Genomic DNA, 15,664 nt, shown 5'->3' on the forward strand with positions numbered 1-15,664 from the left:
AGTCGCACCGATGTGGTGTCCGCGCCGATCCGGCGGCTCGCGGCCCGGCTGACGCACAGCCCCGCCCGGGTGGTGGCGCTGGGCTTCGCCGCGGCGATCGTGGTGGGCACGGTCGTACTGCTGACACCGGCCGCGACGCAGTCCGGAGTCGGCGCAGGGATGATGGCGGCGCTGTTCACTGCGACTTCCGCGATGTGCCTGACCGGCCTGATCATCGTGGACACACCCACCTACTGGTCCGGATTCGGTCAAGGGGTGATCGTGGGGCTGATCCAGGTGGGTGGGTTCGGCATCATGACGATGGCCTCGTTGATCGGCTTGGTGCTGGCCGATCGGATCGGCCTGAAGGCCCGTCTCAACGCTGCGGCAGAGGTCCGTACGTCCGGACTCGGCGACGTCCGCAGCGTCGTCATCGGTGTTGTGCGTACCAGCGTGCTCATCGAAATCGCCGTGGCGTCGGCCCTGGCGATCCGCTTCGCGGTGGGCTACGACGAGACCCCGGTCCGCGCGGTGTGGTTGGGGGTCTTCCACGCGATCTCGGCGTTCAACAACGCCGGGTTCGCGCTCTACAGCGACAACATCGTCGGGTTCGCCGACGATCCGTGGATCTGTGTGCCGTTGATGGCTGCGGTGATCCTCGGCGGCATCGGGTTTCCGGTGCTGTTCGAGCTCGGCCGGCACCTGCGAGGACACCGAACGCGCTGGACGCTGCATACCCGGTTGACGATCGTTGTCACTGCGGTGCTTCTGGTGGTCGGCCCGCTGCTGGTCCTGCTTCTCGAGTGGAATCACACCCTACGTGGCCACGACTGGGGTGCGAAGCTGCTCGTGGCCACATTCCAGGGCGTCATGCCGCGCACAGCGGGGTTCAACAGCGTCGACTACGCCCAGGTGGACAATGCGACATTGCTGGTGACCGATGTGCTGATGTTCATCGGAGGTGGAAGCGGCGGCACCGCCGGCGGTATCAAGGTCACCACATTCGCCCTGCTGTTGTTCGTCATCGCCGCCGAGGTACGGGGCGAGAAGTCCGTGACGGTGTTCGACCGGCGCATAGATCCACGTCTCCAACGCCAGGCCCTGGCGGTGGCACTGATCGGCGTGGCGCTGGTGATGGTGCCGACCCTCGTGCTTCTCGCCGGTACCGCGTTCGACCTCGACGTACTGCTGTTCGAGGTCACCTCGGCGTTCGCGACCGTAGGGCTGTCCACTGGAATCACCGCTCAGTTGCCGGCCTGGGGGCAATTGATTCTGGTGGTGTTGATGTACCTGGGCAGGATCGGACCTGTCACGCTGGTCAGCGCGTTGGCGGCACGCGACCGTGGTCGTCGCTACGAACTACCCACAGAAAGGCCCTTCATTGGCTAGGAAACCAGCCGCCGACGTCGTCGTCGTCCTCGGACTCGGGCGGTTCGGCAAGTCTCTTGCCCTCGAGTTGATGGCTCAGGGCACCGAGGTGCTCGGTATCGATGCGAGCGAAGCGGTGATCGAGAAGGTGTCCGGTCGGCTCACCCACGCCGCCGTAGCCGACACCACCGATGAGGAATCACTTCGACAATTGTCGGTACACGAATACGACCGGGCCGTCGTCGGTATCGGGTCCGATCTCGAGGCGAGCCTCCTCACCGCCTCGGCATTGATCAACATGGCGGTACCGAATGTGTGGGCCAAGGCGATCAGCAACGCGCACGCCCGGATCCTCACCCAGATCGGTGTGCATCATGTCGTGCGACCCGAGCACGACATGGGTAAACGCGTTGCGCACCTGGTGCGTGGGCGGATGATGGACTACATCGAGTTCGACGACGGCTTCGCCATGGTCAAGACCGTCGCACCGGCATTCGCTGTGGGAAAGCCCTTGTCGCAGACGACGATACGAAGTCGATACGGCGTGACGGTGGTGGCGATCAAACGGCCGGGGGAGGGATTCACCTACGCCGCGGCCGACACCGTGATCTCTCCCGGCGACACGATCATCGTCTCCGGGCAGGCGCGCGAGACCGAACGCTTCGCCGAATTGGCCTGACGCCGAACCGTGCGATGGGAAAGGAAGGGCGGCCGCAGCACCGCTGCGTGTTGGTGTGACGGCGGGCAGCATGTATTACCGCTACGATGTGGTGATCGTCGGCGCCGGCATCTCCGGTCTCGGTGCCGCCGTCCAGTTGCTCCGACACGGGATCGACAACTTCGTCGTTCTCGAGAAGGCGGACGCCGTCGCGGGAACCTGGCGCGACAACACCTGTCCCGGCTGTACGTGCGATGTGCCGTCGGCGCTCTATTCCTGTTCGTTCGCGGAGATGCAGGGATGGAACCGCTTCGTGCCGTGCAGGATTCCTTCAACGAGCGAGTGCTGGCCGTGATCGACGGACCGGATGTTGCGGGAGTTGTCGTCGTTCGACGTCGCGTCGTTCGACGTCGCGTCGGGCCCATCCGAACGGGTCTGACCCGTCGAGTGGTCGGTGAGATCAATCCTCCACTCGCAGACCGAGATGGGCGGCGAACTGCCCTGCCAGGGCTACGGCCTGGTGGGCGTCGATGGTCGCGCCCTTCATCCCGCCCATGTTGCGGATCGTGTCGATCCGCAGGCCGCGCAGATCCACCTGGTCGAGGGTTGCGCGGTCGACGTCGAGGACGCCGACGGAACAGTCCTCGAAGGCGACGCGGGTGAACGTGCCGCCTCCCAGATCCAGTTCGTCGAGGATGCAGCCGCGGAAGAGCACGTCGCGTCCCGTGGCGGCCCGCAGATTGACCAGGCCGAGTTTCGAATCCGCGATCGTGACGCTGCGCAGATCCGCGTCGAAGAGGTCCAGCGCACCGATCCGGCTGTCCCGGATGTGCACGCGGTGCAGGCCGCTGCGCGGCGCGAACAGATTCGGTGCCTGCATGCGCTCGACCAGAGTGTCGCGCAGGCGTGCGCTCGTGAGGTCGCTGTCGGCGACGATCGGTGCGACGAGCGAACATTCGGACAGGATGATCCCGGCCAGATCACGACCCGTCAGGTCGGTGTCGGTGTAGCGGCTGTTCTCGAAGATTCCGTGCGCGAGCAACTCGTCGCCGTCCGCGTCGGTGAGGACGCCGAGGTCCGGGGCGTCGATCCTCGGCGGGTGGGTGGTGGAACGAGCAGCCATGGTTCTCGGGGCCTCCGGATCGGTGGGGTGTCTGCGGTCCAGCTTCCCAACCCGTCGGGTTCGGGGGAACGTGGGGGACAGGCCCGTTCCCGATTGCGATGTGCTACTCGGGCTATGCGGGTCGACGCTGCTGGGCCGCTCGCGCTCGGTGCCGGCGCACTGCAGCGCGGTTCGCGCAACGCACGGAGCAGTACTGCTGGCGGCCGTTGCGGGTGATGTCCACGACCACGGCCGAGCACGGGTTGGTCGGGATGCTCGCTGCGGCGCACCGGTGGAGGCGGTGCATTCCGCGAGTGGTGAGGTGCAGTGCCGTGCCGACACTGATCACCGCGCGCAGTACGTCGGGGAGCGGCTGGACCTCGTCGCGGTAGTGCAGGTGCCACCCCTCGCCGTCGTGATCGGTCAGCCGGGGATAGGCCGCTGCGGTGGCCATCTGCGCGTTGAGCAAGCGCGCACGTTCCCTGGGGTCGGACGCGTCGACGATGGCGAGCCAGTCGTCGATGACCTCACGGGTGCGTGGATGGTCGTCGGGCGCGGTCGGGAAGTCCATGGTCATGCCCACCTCGCGGGTACGGGCCATGATGCCGTCCCGATCGTCGGGCCAGTCGCCGGCCAGTGACGCCGCGAGGAGGACCGCATACTCGCCGTAAGGGTTGAGATGCATAAGGCCATTACATCATGGTGGTGGACATGACTGCTATCGAAGCTCGGAACCCACAGGAATGCCCGGTCCGGACCCCCGCTCACGAACACGCGTGGAGCGTGGAGTCGAGTCACGCCACGTCGATCGGACAGGTGCTGTACGTGCGCTGCGTCGGGTGCGGGGCCCGGCGCGTCGATCTCGGTGGGGCGCCGTTCGTTCCGCCGACCGCGCTGAGTACCGAAGTGTCCCCGAACGATTGAGTCACCGGGGCGAGAGCCGGGCGTGTGCAGATTCCCGTCAGAAATCGCCCTCGGCGACCTGGAAGCACACCAGTCCCATCCGTCGCCACATGCGCACCACCTGATCGCGATCGTCGAGCACCGCGATGATGCGATAGCGGTGCCGGATGTGACGGTCGAACAGCTCGGCCTTGACGATCGAATCCTTCCGGTTGTCGCCGGCCGGACGCATGTACAGCTCGTCGTAGGGGATGTCGTGCCGGGCGAGCCACTCCTCGGTTTCCGGCCGGCACACGCCGTCGCGTCCCGAGAGCAGCACGATCGCCGCCCTGTCGGGTGCGGCGGCGAACGCTCGCACCGCGGCCTCGACCGCCGGGGAGACGGTGTCCTCGCCCACCCTGTGCCAGTGATACGGACTCCGGTCGCTCATGTGCGCGAGCGTTCCGTCGATGTCGACGAGCCAGGCCGCCGGGAGGGTCGGATCCTCGACGTACCGTGCCGGAGTTGCGGGCGCGTTTCCCGGCGGCCGGTGCCGCTGCCTTGGTCGTTCCCTGCGATCGCGTGTCTTCTTCGCCACGGACGTCGTATACCCACAACGGCGGACCTAGTGGTCGGGCAGTCCGACGAGTCGTGCGCTCTCGCGCCACAACCGTTCTGCCTGCTCGTCGCTGCGAGCGAGCACCGACGGTTCCGCCCACGACGGTTCGCCGCGGCGCAGTGCGAGATAACCCCGGCCGTCCGGAACGTCGATGTCACCGAGAACGAGGTCTGCGAGCGTGTTCCCGGCTTCGGTCTGCGTGTTGAAGGTGTCCTGCACGATACGGAGGAACATGCCGGCCCGCGTCCCGAGGACGCGCCACGCCAGCCGCATCGGAGTGGGGAGTGCTCGTGCCAGACCGGTGCCGAAGACCTGGCCGGGATCGAAGGCGACCGCGGTGATCCGTCCGGCTCGAACCGCGTCGTCCTTCGACAACCTCCGCATCGTGAGGACGGTGCACAGCTTCGAGGCGGTATAGGCGTGCTGTCCGGCCTTGCGGGGATGCGTATCGAGGTCGGGATCCCGTTCGGGGTGGGCGAGCAACCCGGCGTCGGCATGTCGTGGCGGTACCAGTCCCGCACCGGTCGCGGGGTCGTGTGTGCCGCTGGTGGTCGCAACGACGACGGCCCGGTCCCCCAGAGCCGGAAGCAACAGGCGCAGCAGCAGGTAGTGGGCGAGATGGTTGACGGCGAAGGTCGTCTCGAAACCGTCGACGGTCCGCGCGGCGACGTCGCTCCGGATCATCCCGGCGTTCAGCACGAGCCCGTCGATCGGGTCGCCGCGCTCGCGAACCGTCGCCGCGAACGCACGAACTGAGTCCAGGGAGGACAGATCGAGCGGTAGTACCTCTCCGGTGGATGCGGCGTGCCGGGCGCCGTGGACGAGGCGTATCCCGTCTGCGCCCGCGATCCGTTCGGCGGCGATCGTCCCGAAACCCGACGTGCCTCCGGTCATGACCGTCGTGGACATGCTTCCCCCTACGAGCGGGAGCCCTGCGGCTCGGCCTGCGAGTGCGCACGGCGATGAGAATCCGGGCCGGACAGGGTCTGCCTTCGTGACAGTGGAACACATTCGACGACACGAGGAGTCACGATGCCCAGGATCACTCCGTGGTTGTGGTTCGACATGAACGCCGAGGAGGCCGCGAACTTCTACATCGGCATCTTCCCCAACTCCAAGATCGGTGAGATCACCCGCTACACCGAGGAGTCCACCGGAGGCGACATCCCGGTCCCGCCGGGGACTCCGATGACGGTCGAGTTCTTCCTCGACGGTCAGGTCTTCTACGGACTCAACGGGGGACCGCAGTTCCGGTTCTCCGAAGCGGTGTCCTTCCAGATCGACTGCACCGACCAGGATGAGGCCGACCACTACTGGTACGCGCTGACCGCCGACGGCGGCGAGGAATCCGCCTGCGGATGGTTGAAGGACAAGTACGGCCTGTCGTGGCAGGTGGTACCGAAACGGCTGAACGAACTTCTCGCCGACCCCGATCCGGAGGTCGCGAAGCGCGTGACCGCCGCGATGATGAAGATGCGCCGGATCGACGTGTCGGCGCTGGAGGCCGCCGCGCGCGGCTGATCGGCGCCCGAGCGCTGCGGTACGTTTCGGTGCATGACCACTCGCACCCAGCGGCTCGACGACCTGCCGTTCACCGGCAGGCATCGCCGCCTGCTGACCGGCTCCGGCGTGGGCTGGGCCCTCGACGCCATGGACGTCGGGTTGATCTCGTTCGTCATGGCAGCCCTGGCCGTGCAGTGGGATCTGTCGTCGACGCAGCTCTCGTGGATCGGATCCATCGGCTTCGTCGGCATGGCGATCGGTGCGTCCCTCGGTGGTCTGCTCGCCGACCGCATCGGACGCCGGCAGGTCTTCGCCGCGACGCTGCTCGTCTACGGTCTCGCGACCGGTGCGGCGGCGCTGTCGACCTCGGTGGCGATGCTCATCGTCCTGCGGTTCGTCGTCGGACTCGGTCTCGGTGCCGAACTGCCGGTCGCGTCGACGCTGGTCAGTGAGTTCGCGCCCCGCAAGGTGCGAGGACGCGTGGTCGTCGCCCTCGAGGCGTTCTGGGCGGTCGGCTGGCTCCTGGCCGCTCTCATCGGTTATTTCGTCGTTCCCACCAGCGACAACGGGTGGCGGTGGGCGCTCGCCGTCGGGCTCGTCCCGGCCGCCTACGCCCTCGTCGTGCGGTTCGGCCTACCCGAATCGGTGCGTTATCTCGAGAGTCGCGGTCGGCACGCGGAAGCCGAGGAGATCGTGCGCGACTACGAGCGCTCGGCGGGGGTCACCTCCGTTCCGGAGGACAGCGACGATACGGACGACAGCGAACAGTCCGTCGCAGAAGTCGAGCGTCCACCCCGCGGATCGGTGTGGGCGCCGAGCCTGCGCCGCCGCACCGCGGCGCTGTGGATCGTGTGGTTCGGGATCAACTTCTCGTACTACGGCGCGTTCATCTGGCTGCCGAGCCTGCTCGTCGCGCAGGGCTTCGACCTGGTCACCTCGTTCGGCTACACGTTGCTCATCACGCTCGCCCAGCTACCGGGCTACGGCGTCGCGGCGTGGCTGATCGAGGTGTGGGGACGCCGCCTGACGCTGGGGGTCTTCCTCGCCGGGTCGGCAGTCTCGGCAGGGTTGTTCGGGCTCGCCGAGACTCCGGGAACGATCGTCGCGGCGGGCATGGCGCTGTCGTTCTTCAACCTCGGAGCCTGGGGTGCGCTGTACGCGATCGGACCCGAGCTGTATCCCACGCCGGTGCGGGGCGCCGGCACCGGTTCGGCAGCGGCCTTCGGGCGGCTCGCGTCGATCATCGCGCCGCTGCTGGTGCCGGTGCTGCTGGGCGCCGGCGGCAACGGTCTCGTCTTCGGTGCGTTCGCGGCATCGTTCGTCGTCGCCGCGCTCGCGGCGTTCACGCTGCCCGAGCGGGCCGGGACGGTTCTCGACGAGAGGTGACGTCGGGAACCGCCCCGGCCGGTGCTCAGAGACGCTCGCGCAGTTCGACCTTGCGGATCTTGCCCGAGGCGGTCTTCGGCAGGGCGCCGAAGACGATGCTGTCGGGAACCTTGAAACCGGCGAGCTGCGAACGCACGTGCGCGCGCAGTTCCGCCTCGTCGGCGCTCGCGCCGCTGCGCAGTGCCACGTAGGCGACGGGACGTTCGCCCCACTTCTCGCTCGGCGCCGCGACGACGGCGGCTTCGAGAACGGCCGGGTGGCTGATGAGGGCCGCCTCGACCTCGACGGACGAGATGTTCTCGCCACCGGAGATGATGACGTCCTTCGCGCGGTCGCGGATCTCGATGTAGCCGTCCGGATGCATGACGCCGATGTCGCCGGTGCGGAACCAGCCGTCCGGCACGGCGCGGGCGGTCGCGTCCGGGTTGTTGTAGTAACCGAGCATCACATTGTTGCCGCGCAGCGCGATCTCACCGGTCGTCTCGCCGTCGGCGGGAACGTCGGAGCCCATCGGGTCGACGATGCGGAGTTCACCGGCCACGACGTTGCCCACGCCCTGCCGGGAGCGCAGCCGTGCCTTCTCGTCCTCGGGGAGGACGTCCCATTCCGAACGCCACTCGCAGATCGCCGCCGGGCCGTACGTCTCGGTGAGCCCGTACAGGTGGGTGATGTCGAGTCCGAGCGCGGTGCAGCGCTCGATGAGGGCGGGCGCCGGCGGTGCGCCACCGATCGCCGCGACGACACGGTGGTCGATGCCGCCCGCATTCGGGGCGTAGACCAGCGACGCGAGAACGGTCGGCGCACCGCACAGGTGCGTGACGTTCTCGGTGCGCACGAGATCCCAGATCCGCTCGGGGTCGACCTTGGGCAGGCACACGTGCGTGCCACCGGCTGCGGTGACGGCCCAGGTGAACGTCCAGCCGTTGCAGTGGAACATCGGCAGCGTCCACAGGTAGGTGGATCCGCTGTCGAGCCCGAAGTGCGCGACCATCGCCAGGGCCTGCAGGTAGGCGCCGCGCGCGTGGTACATCACGCCCTTCGGATCACCCGTCGTGCCGGACGTGTAGTTCAGGGCGATCATGGTGCGCTCGTCGGCGAGCGGCACGTACCGGTGGCGGGCGGCGGCGAGCTTGTCCTCGTAGTCGTCGCCGACGACCGTGATCGACGGCAGATCGGCCGTCGCCTCGCGTGCCAGATCGGCCAGCGACTCCTCGACGAGCAGGACCCGGCTGCCGGAGTGCTCGAGAATGAACCGCAGCTCCGGCGCGGTGAGGCGCGTGTTGAGCGAGACGAGCACGGCGCCCGCGTAGAGCACGCCGTAGTGCGCCTCGAGCATCAGCGAGGTGTTCGGCGCGAGTACTGCGACACGGTCGCCGGGTTCGACGCCGAGAGCGTGCAGCATGCCAGACTGTCGCAGGCACCGATCGCGCAATTCGGCGTAGGTGCGACGGACATCGCCGTCCACCATCGCGAGGTCGTCACGGAAGACCCGGGCGGAACGGTCGAGAAATGCCGTGGGCGTGAGTGTTTCGAAACTGAATTGCTCGGTCACGTCTGTCGGTGCTCCTTCGGATTACGTCGCGCGCGCACTCCCCATCGCGAACGATGATGCGCACACCTCCCCGTGTGCTGTGAGGGCATTGCTCATTCTTCCAAGAGCCGTTACCGATCTTGAACAGGGTCCATCCCTTCTCCGTACCGGCTGAACGCTCCGTCTGCCGTTGACCGGACCCGGAATCCGGCGTTCACTGAGAGACACCGTGCCCGTCCACGAGAGAAGGCGAGCGGTATGAGTGCTCGGCAGAACGAAGCCCGCCGAACCTCCCGTCCGGTGCGGCGGCCGACCGCGACGCATGCGAGGACCGCGGGGACGGAGACCCCAGCCGAGCCTGCGCGGACGCGCAGCCGTCGACCGCGCGAGCCCGAGCCCACCGAGCGGCGTCGCACCCGCGAACCCGAGACCACCCCCCAGCGGCGCACCCGCGAGCCCGAACCCGCTGCACGGCGTCGGGACCGCGACCCCGGGACCGGCTCGCGGCGCACCTCGACCCGAACCTCATCCCGATCGACCACTCGGACATCGACCCGTTCGGCCACCACGCCCCGCTCTCGTGCGAAGCCGGCGCCTCCGAAGGAGAGACGACCGCGTCCGCCGGCGAACGACGCCCGGGCAGGGAAACCGACCCGCCCCGCACGTGAGCGGCCACGAACCGAGCAGGCACAGTCGGAACCTACATCGCTCCTCGAGAGGCTGAAGGATGCGCTGCGGACCGGTGTCCGTACCGCGCTCGGCGGGTTCCGGGGACTCGGGGCGGGACTGACCCGGAAGATCCGCGGATGGGTGGACTCGCTCCTCGGCGAGGTCACCAGCGGCGGCGTGGGACTGCAGGCGGTCCTCGCCGGCATCCGGGCCGCGCTGGAAGGCCGCAATCCGGCCCTCGCCGCACTGGGCGGGCTGATCTCCGGACTCAGCACCAAGGCGAAGATCGGACTGGCCGTCCTGATCGTGCTGGTGCTGCTGCTCGGACCGGTCCTGCTCGTGATCCTGTTGCTGGCCGTCCTCGTCGCGGCGGTGATCAGCGCCGTCCGATCCGCAGGGGACTGATCTGCCGGAACGACCGGTCCGTCTGCCGTGAGCAGACGAACCGCCGGTTCGCGCCCGTCCGGGGTCAGGCTGGCTGCATGACGACCACCGAACCACTCTCGTACCGGGACCAACTGGCCGACAGACTCTTCCGTCAGCGCATCCTGCGACTGACCGGGGAGGTGGACGACGAGATGGCCGAGCGCGTGTGCTCGGAACTCGTCCTGCTCGCCTCCGCCGACGACCGGCGCGACATCGTCCTACACATCAACTCACCGGGCGGATCGGTCTTCGCCGGCCTCGCCATCTACGACACGATGCAACTCGTTCCCAACGACATCGTCACCGTGGCAGCGGGATTCGCCGCCAGCATGGGGCAGGTCCTGCTCGCGGCGGGCACGAAGGGCAAACGCGCGAGCCTCGCCCACAGCCGGATCATGATGCACCAACCCTCGGCCGGATTCTCGGGGACGGCCGTCGACATCGCGATCCAGGCCGAGAATCTCGAATACATGAAACTGCAGTCACAGCAGATCCTCTCGGACGCCACCGGACATTCGCTCGAGGAGATCGAACGCGACAGCGACCGCGACCGGTGGTTCACCGCCGAACAGGCACGCGAGTACGGCATCGTCGACACCGTCGTCGGCTCGCTCGCCGAACTGGCGCCGTTCGCCACGGGACGGCAGATGGGACTGGGACGATGAGCACCTACACGATCCCCAACGTCATCGAACGCACACCGGCGGGGGAGCGGTCGTTCGACGTCTTCAGCCGGTTGCTCAACGAACGCATCGTCTTCCTCGGTACCGAGATCGACGACGGGGTCGCCAACGTCATCATGGCGCAGATGTTGCATCTCGAGGCCGAATCCCCCGATCGGGAGATCGGCCTCTACATCAACTCACCCGGCGGATCGTCCACCGCGATGCTCGCGATCTACGACACCATGCAGTTCCTGCGCCCGAAGGTCGCGACCTACTGCATGGGACAGGCCGCGTCGGCGGCCGCCGTGCTGCTCGCGGCCGGAGCGCGCGGCCGTCGGCACGTGCTCGCTCATTCGCGGGTGCTGCTGCACCAGCCGTCGGCGCAGGGGCAGGGCACCATCTCCGATCTGGCCCTGCAGGCAGCGGAGGTGACGAGGGTGCGGGCCCAGACCGAGGAGATCCTGGCCGCGCACACCGGACGAGATATCGACCAACTGCGCCGCGACACCGACCGGGACCGAATCTTCTCACCGGCGGAGGCGGTCGCCTACGGCCTGGCCGATCACGTCATCGTCGACCGGGACGGATGACCCGTCACGTGGTCACACTGTGACGTAGTTGCACCGTCACGCGGCGCACAACTCGACGCCGGCGTGACCCGTGGTCCGGAGTGTGCGGTGCGCGGTCATCCGGCGGATCCCGCGCGCGAGCAGTTGCTCCATCGGAAGATCCAGCGCATCGCACACGGACCGCAGCACCTCGGAGGATGCCTCCTTGCGCCCACGTTCGACCTCCGACAGGTACTGCTTCGACATCCCGACCGTGCGGGCGACGTCCTCGAGGCTGCGGTCCTGATCGCGACGCTCGTCGCGCAGGATCTCACCGTAGATCTGACGGAGCAGACGGGGTTCGGTGCCGTCGGCTCCCCGCACGGGAGTCCGTGCAGCCCGTGCCGCCCTCGCGGCGGTCGCCCGTGCCGCCCTCGCGGCGGTCGCCCGTGCCGCCCTCGCGGCGGTCGCCCGTGCCGCCTTCGCGGCGGTGGCGAAATCGATCACACGACCCTGCTCCGGCTCCATGCCGACCATTGTGCCGTCGATCCGGCGGCATCGGACCGGGTTCAGCCGAGGACGAACACCGCTCCGGCAGATGTGTAACGGGCCCGTAACCGCAGTTAACCGAACACATGACCTGGCGCCGATAACGTCGGCGCACCACGACGTATACAGCCGTGGATACAGGACAGGAGTTCGGGTGCCGACAGGATTGCACAGGCTTGCGGCTGCGCTCGACGCGCAGCTCGCGGACACCGACGCGGCATACGCCGCGACCTATCCCGGGACCGACGGTGCCCGCCAACCGGTGCACACCGTCTACGTCCCGGCCGACCGCTACGACGCCGGGATCGTGGCGCGGTGGGGGGCCGACGCGCTCGACGTCCTCGACACCCACATCGACGGTCCCGCGGACCTCGCCGCGGTCACCGGCATCGAACCCGAACTCGCCGAAGCCGTCCTCCCGCTCGTGGAGGCCAAACTGCGCACCGAATCGATCGAGGATCTGCGCATCGACTTCGAGGACGGGTTCACCCGCCCGGGCATTCCCGAGCACGAACGCGACGCCGACGAGGACGCCCACATCGCCCGCGCCGCCGCCGCGCTGGCGACCGATCCCACCGCGACACCCTTCGTCGGCATCCGGTTCAAGTCCTTCGAGGCCGCCACCCGGCGCCGCGGTCTCCGCACGCTCGACACCTTCGTCGCCGAGCTGACCGGAAAGTGCGCTCTCCCGGACGGATTCGTCGTCACACTGCCCAAGGTCACCGCGCCCGAGCAGGTCGCCGCCATGGTGACGGTCTGCGAACATCTCGAAGCCACCCACTCGCTCGCCGCGTCCCTGCGGTTCGAGATCCAGATCGAGACGCCGCAGGCGATCTGCGGCCCCGACGGCACCGCTGCCGTCGCCACCATGATCCGAGCGGCCCACGGGCGCTGTTCGGGGTTGCACTACGGCACCTACGACTACTCGGCCGCGTGCGACATCGCCGCCGAGTACCAAGCGATGGACCACCCCGTCGCCGACCACGCCAAGGCCACGATGCAGGTCGCGGCAGCGGGTACCGGGGTGCGGTTGTCCGATGGGTCCACCAATCGCCTTCCCGTCGGCACCCGCGACGAGATCCGCGCGGCATGGGGACTGCACGCCCGCCTGATCGACCGGTCGCTGCGCCGCGGCTTCTACCAGGGCTGGGACCTGCATCCGGCGCAGTTGCCCACCCGCTACGCCGCGACCTTCGCGTTCTACCGCCGGTCGCTGTCCACCGCCGCGGGACGCGTCGCGGCCTACATCGACCCGGCCCTGTCGTCGGGGTATCTCGACGAACCCGCCACCGCCCGTGCTCTCGCCGCCTTCCTCCTGCGGGGAACGAGCTGCGGAGCTCTCACCGAGAAGGAAGTATGCGATCGCACCGGCACGAATCTCGACCACCTGGCCCGGCTCGCGGGTCGACCGACGGCGGTGACGCGATGACCACCGTGATCCGCGCGCGACGCGCTGTGGTGGGGGACGAGGAACGCAGCTGCGCCGTCCACGTGCGCGACGACCGCATCGTCGCGATCGAGGAATACGACGGTGCCGCTCCGACCGGTGCGCGGGAGACCGTCCTCGCCGACGACGAGGTGCTGCTCCCCGGCCTGGTGGACACGCACGTCCACGTCAACGAACCCGGCCGCACCGAATGGGAGGGCTTCGCGACGGCCACGCGTGCCGCCGCGGCCGGGGGAGTGACGACGATCGTCGACATGCCCCTCAACTCCATCCCGTCCACCGTCGACGTGGCGGCCCTCGAGGTGAAGCAGAAGGTCGCGGACGGGCAGGTCACCGTCGACGTCGGATTCTGGGGCGGTGCGATTCCCGGTAACCTCGCCGATCTCGAACCGCTCTGGGACGCAGGGGTGTACGGATTCAAGTGCTTCCTCGCGTATTCGGGTCTCGACGAGTACCCGCCGCTGGACCGCGAGCAGATGATCGAGGCGATGCGCGTGATCGCCGGCTTCGGCGGCCTGCTCATCGTGCATGCCGAGGACGGACCGACCCTCGACGCGCAGGACCCACCGGCCGGACCGCGCTACGACGACTTCCTGTACTCGCGACCACCGGTCGCCGAGTCCCGTGCCGTGGCCCAGGTGATCGACGGCGCGCGGCAGACCGGGTGCCGCGTGCACATCCTGCATCTGTCGGATGCGGGAAGCCTTCCGCTCGTGGCCGCGGCGAAGGCCGAGGGCCTGCCCGTCACCGCGGAGACCTGCCCGCACTATCTGTCGCTGTTCAGCGAGGAGATCCTCGACGGCTCCACACATTTCAAGTGCTGCCCGCCGATCCGTGAGGCCCGCAACCGGGAAGCGCTGTGGCGCGGCCTGGCCGACGGCACGCTCGACTGCATCGTCTCCGATCACTCGCCGTGCCTGCCGGAGCTGAAGAAGTTCGTCACCGGCGACTTCGGCGAGGCCTGGGGCGGAATCTCGTCGCTGCAACTCGGACTGCCCATCGTGTGGTCGGAGGCCCGCAAGCGCGGGCACACCCTCGTCGACGTGGTGCGCTGGATGGCCGGCCGCACCGCCGACCTCGTGGGACTGGCCGACCGCGGTGCCATCGCCGTGGGCAACAGTGCCGACCTGTGTGTCTTCGCGCCCGACGACGCCTTCGTCGTCTTCCCGGAGCGGCTGCACCACCGCAACGCCGTGACGCCCTACGCCGAACGCGCGCTGGCCGGGGTCGTGCGGCAGACCTGGCTCGCCGGTGAACCGCTCACCGTCACCCTCGACGCCACCGACCCCGCACCGCGTGGTGCGCTGCTCTCCCGAAAGGAAAACCGTTGACCGAAGCAGATTTCCTGCAACTACCCGATCTCGCCGCGCGATCGCTGGGCGGGTCCGTCGTGTACGCGAACGACGAGTTCTTCGCGAGTCGCGAGAACCTGATCTCGCCGGGCGCACCCAATTTCGATCCGTCCGAGTTCGGGCACAAGGGAAAGGTCTACGACGGGTGGGAGACCCGGCGTCGCCGTGAAGCCGGGCACGACTTCGCGGTGGTCCGGCTCGGCGTTCCCGGCGTCGTCGAGGGCGTCGTGATCGACACCGCCTGGTTCACCGGTAACTACCCGCCCTTCGCATCCGTCGACGGGGTGAACCTCGACGGATACCCGACCGATCAGGAGTTGCTGGACGCGCCGTGGGAACCGGTCCTCGATCGCGTGGCCCTGAAGGGCGACACCGCGAACGCCTTCGCGGTGGACGACGACCGGCGCTGGACACACCTGCGCCTGAACATCTTTCCCGACGGCGGTGTAGCCCGATTCCGCGTGCACGGACATGCCCGTCCGGACCCGGCCTTTCTCACTGGCACGATCGATCTCGCAGCCCTCGAGAACGGTGGCGACGTCGTCGCCTGCTCGAACCGTTTCTATTCGTCGCCGCGCAACATCATCGGCCTCGGCCGCTCGCGGCACATGGGGGAGGGCTGGGAGAACGCGCGTCGCCGCGACGACGGCAACGACTACGTCGTGATCCGCCTCGCGGGGCAGGGCTGCGTCGACCACGTCGAGATCGACACCTCCTATTTCGTCGGCAACGCACCGGGAGCGGCGCGCCTGAGCGGAATTCCCAGCGGGGACGCGATGTCCGACGAATCGTCCTGGGTCGAACTCGTGCCGCGTACCGCGCTGCTCCCGGACTGCCGGCACCGTTTCCGCGTCTATTCGCCGACGCCCGTGGAATTCGTGCGGCTCGACGTCTATCCCGACGGCGGCATCGCCCGCCTGCGCGTGAACGGACGACTGACCTAGCTCCGACGCTGTGTGTGGGACACACTGGTCGAACCG

Annotated in this window: 16 protein-coding genes and 1 pseudogene; 11 read left to right on the plus strand and 6 right to left on the minus strand. The window is 68.3% G+C overall.

Features of this window, described 5'->3' with window-relative positions; genetic code table 11:
• Positions 1–12: 12 nt before the first annotated feature.
• The 3 genes and pseudogenes from LPH33_RS06455 to LPH33_RS06465 form a co-directional block, all read left to right on the plus strand.
• Complete coding sequence (locus LPH33_RS06455; protein ID WP_145692778.1) at positions 13–1,368, plus strand: TrkH family potassium uptake protein; 1,356 nt, start codon at positions 13–15, stop codon at positions 1,366–1,368.
• A complete protein-coding gene (locus tag LPH33_RS06460; RefSeq protein ID WP_016693884.1) occupies positions 1,361–2,026 on the plus strand; it encodes a potassium channel family protein in 666 nt (221 codons plus the stop codon). The genes LPH33_RS06455 and LPH33_RS06460 overlap by 8 nt, the downstream gene beginning before the upstream one ends.
• Positions 2,027–2,096: 70 nt before the next feature.
• Positions 2,097–2,315 (plus strand): annotated as a pseudogene (locus tag LPH33_RS06465) (FAD-dependent oxidoreductase); the annotation flags it as partial.
• A gap of 150 nt (positions 2,316–2,465) precedes the next feature.
• Here the strand turns inward: LPH33_RS06465 and LPH33_RS06470 are convergent.
• The 4 genes from LPH33_RS06470 to LPH33_RS06485 all read right to left on the minus strand — a co-directional run bounded on the left by LPH33_RS06470 (position 2,466) and on the right by LPH33_RS06485 (position 5,517).
• Entirely contained in the window at positions 2,466–3,128 is a 663-nt protein-coding gene (locus LPH33_RS06470; protein WP_145692706.1) for a pentapeptide repeat-containing protein, read from the minus strand.
• Positions 3,129–3,240: 112 nt separating this feature from the next.
• The gene (locus LPH33_RS06475) at positions 3,241–3,792 is read right to left on the minus strand and encodes a CGNR zinc finger domain-containing protein (protein ID WP_229567492.1); all 552 of its coding nucleotides are present in this window, start codon (positions 3,790–3,792) and stop codon (positions 3,241–3,243) included.
• 276 nt (positions 3,793–4,068) lie between these two features.
• Positions 4,069–4,587, minus strand: a complete 519-nt coding sequence (locus LPH33_RS06480; protein ID WP_016693880.1) for a hypothetical protein — start codon at positions 4,585–4,587, stop codon at positions 4,069–4,071.
• Between the two features lie 27 nt (positions 4,588–4,614).
• A complete protein-coding gene (locus LPH33_RS06485) occupies positions 4,615–5,517 on the minus strand; it encodes an SDR family NAD(P)-dependent oxidoreductase (protein ID WP_229567493.1) in 903 nt (300 codons plus the stop codon).
• A 123-nt stretch (positions 5,518–5,640) separates the two neighbouring features.
• On the opposite strand from LPH33_RS06485, the gene LPH33_RS06490 reads away from it, so the two are divergent.
• Both LPH33_RS06490 and LPH33_RS06495 read left to right on the plus strand, forming a co-directional pair.
• The gene (locus tag LPH33_RS06490; protein ID WP_229567495.1) at positions 5,641–6,129 is read left to right on the plus strand and encodes a VOC family protein; all 489 of its coding nucleotides are present in this window, start codon (positions 5,641–5,643) and stop codon (positions 6,127–6,129) included.
• A gap of 33 nt (positions 6,130–6,162) precedes the next feature.
• A complete protein-coding gene (locus LPH33_RS06495; protein ID WP_229567496.1) occupies positions 6,163–7,497 on the plus strand; it encodes an MFS transporter in 1,335 nt (444 codons plus the stop codon).
• Positions 7,498–7,522: 25 nt separating this feature from the next.
• Here the strand turns inward: LPH33_RS06495 and LPH33_RS06500 are convergent, their stop codons facing one another.
• Complete coding sequence (locus LPH33_RS06500) at positions 7,523–9,049, minus strand: AMP-binding protein (protein WP_160874877.1); 1,527 nt, start codon at positions 9,047–9,049, stop codon at positions 7,523–7,525.
• A 789-nt stretch (positions 9,050–9,838) separates the two neighbouring features.
• On the opposite strand from LPH33_RS06500, the gene LPH33_RS06505 reads away from it, so the two are divergent.
• The 3 genes from LPH33_RS06505 (at position 9,839) to LPH33_RS06515 (ending at position 11,378) form a co-directional block, all read left to right on the plus strand.
• The gene (locus tag LPH33_RS06505) at positions 9,839–10,102 is read left to right on the plus strand and encodes a hypothetical protein (protein ID WP_229567498.1); all 264 of its coding nucleotides are present in this window, start codon (positions 9,839–9,841) and stop codon (positions 10,100–10,102) included.
• A 77-nt stretch (positions 10,103–10,179) separates the two neighbouring features.
• Positions 10,180–10,788 (plus strand): ClpP family protease, encoded by a 609-nt coding sequence (locus tag LPH33_RS06510; protein ID WP_160874875.1) that lies wholly within the window; start codon positions 10,180–10,182, stop codon positions 10,786–10,788.
• The gene (locus tag LPH33_RS06515) at positions 10,785–11,378 is read left to right on the plus strand and encodes a ClpP family protease (RefSeq protein ID WP_229567499.1); all 594 of its coding nucleotides are present in this window, start codon (positions 10,785–10,787) and stop codon (positions 11,376–11,378) included. Before LPH33_RS06510 ends, LPH33_RS06515 begins: the two co-directional genes overlap by 4 nt.
• Positions 11,379–11,414: 36 nt before the next feature.
• Here LPH33_RS06515 and LPH33_RS06520 read toward each other — a convergent pair whose 3' ends face one another.
• Entirely contained in the window at positions 11,415–11,720 is a 306-nt protein-coding gene (locus LPH33_RS06520) for a helix-turn-helix transcriptional regulator (RefSeq protein WP_324256237.1), read from the minus strand.
• Positions 11,721–12,039: 319 nt separating this feature from the next.
• Between LPH33_RS06520 and LPH33_RS06525 the strand changes: the two genes are divergently transcribed.
• Genes LPH33_RS06525 through alc form a run of 3 tightly spaced genes read left to right on the plus strand, consistent with a single transcriptional unit; the run spans position 12,040 to position 15,628 of the window.
• Entirely contained in the window at positions 12,040–13,314 is a 1,275-nt protein-coding gene (locus tag LPH33_RS06525) for a DUF6986 family protein (protein WP_229567502.1), read from the plus strand.
• Positions 13,311–14,663 (plus strand): allantoinase AllB, encoded by a 1,353-nt coding sequence (gene allB / locus LPH33_RS06530; protein ID WP_229567503.1) that lies wholly within the window; start codon positions 13,311–13,313, stop codon positions 14,661–14,663. The genes LPH33_RS06525 and allB overlap by 4 nt, the downstream gene beginning before the upstream one ends.
• Positions 14,660–15,628, plus strand: a complete 969-nt coding sequence (gene alc / locus LPH33_RS06535; RefSeq protein WP_229567504.1) for an allantoicase — start codon at positions 14,660–14,662, stop codon at positions 15,626–15,628. The genes allB and alc overlap by 4 nt, the downstream gene beginning before the upstream one ends.
• Positions 15,629–15,664: the final 36 nt, after the last annotated feature.

The organism is Rhodococcus sp. RDE2, from assembly GCF_020885655.1.
GTDB classification, from domain to species: domain Bacteria; phylum Actinomycetota; class Actinomycetes; order Mycobacteriales; family Mycobacteriaceae; genus Rhodococcus; species Rhodococcus pyridinivorans.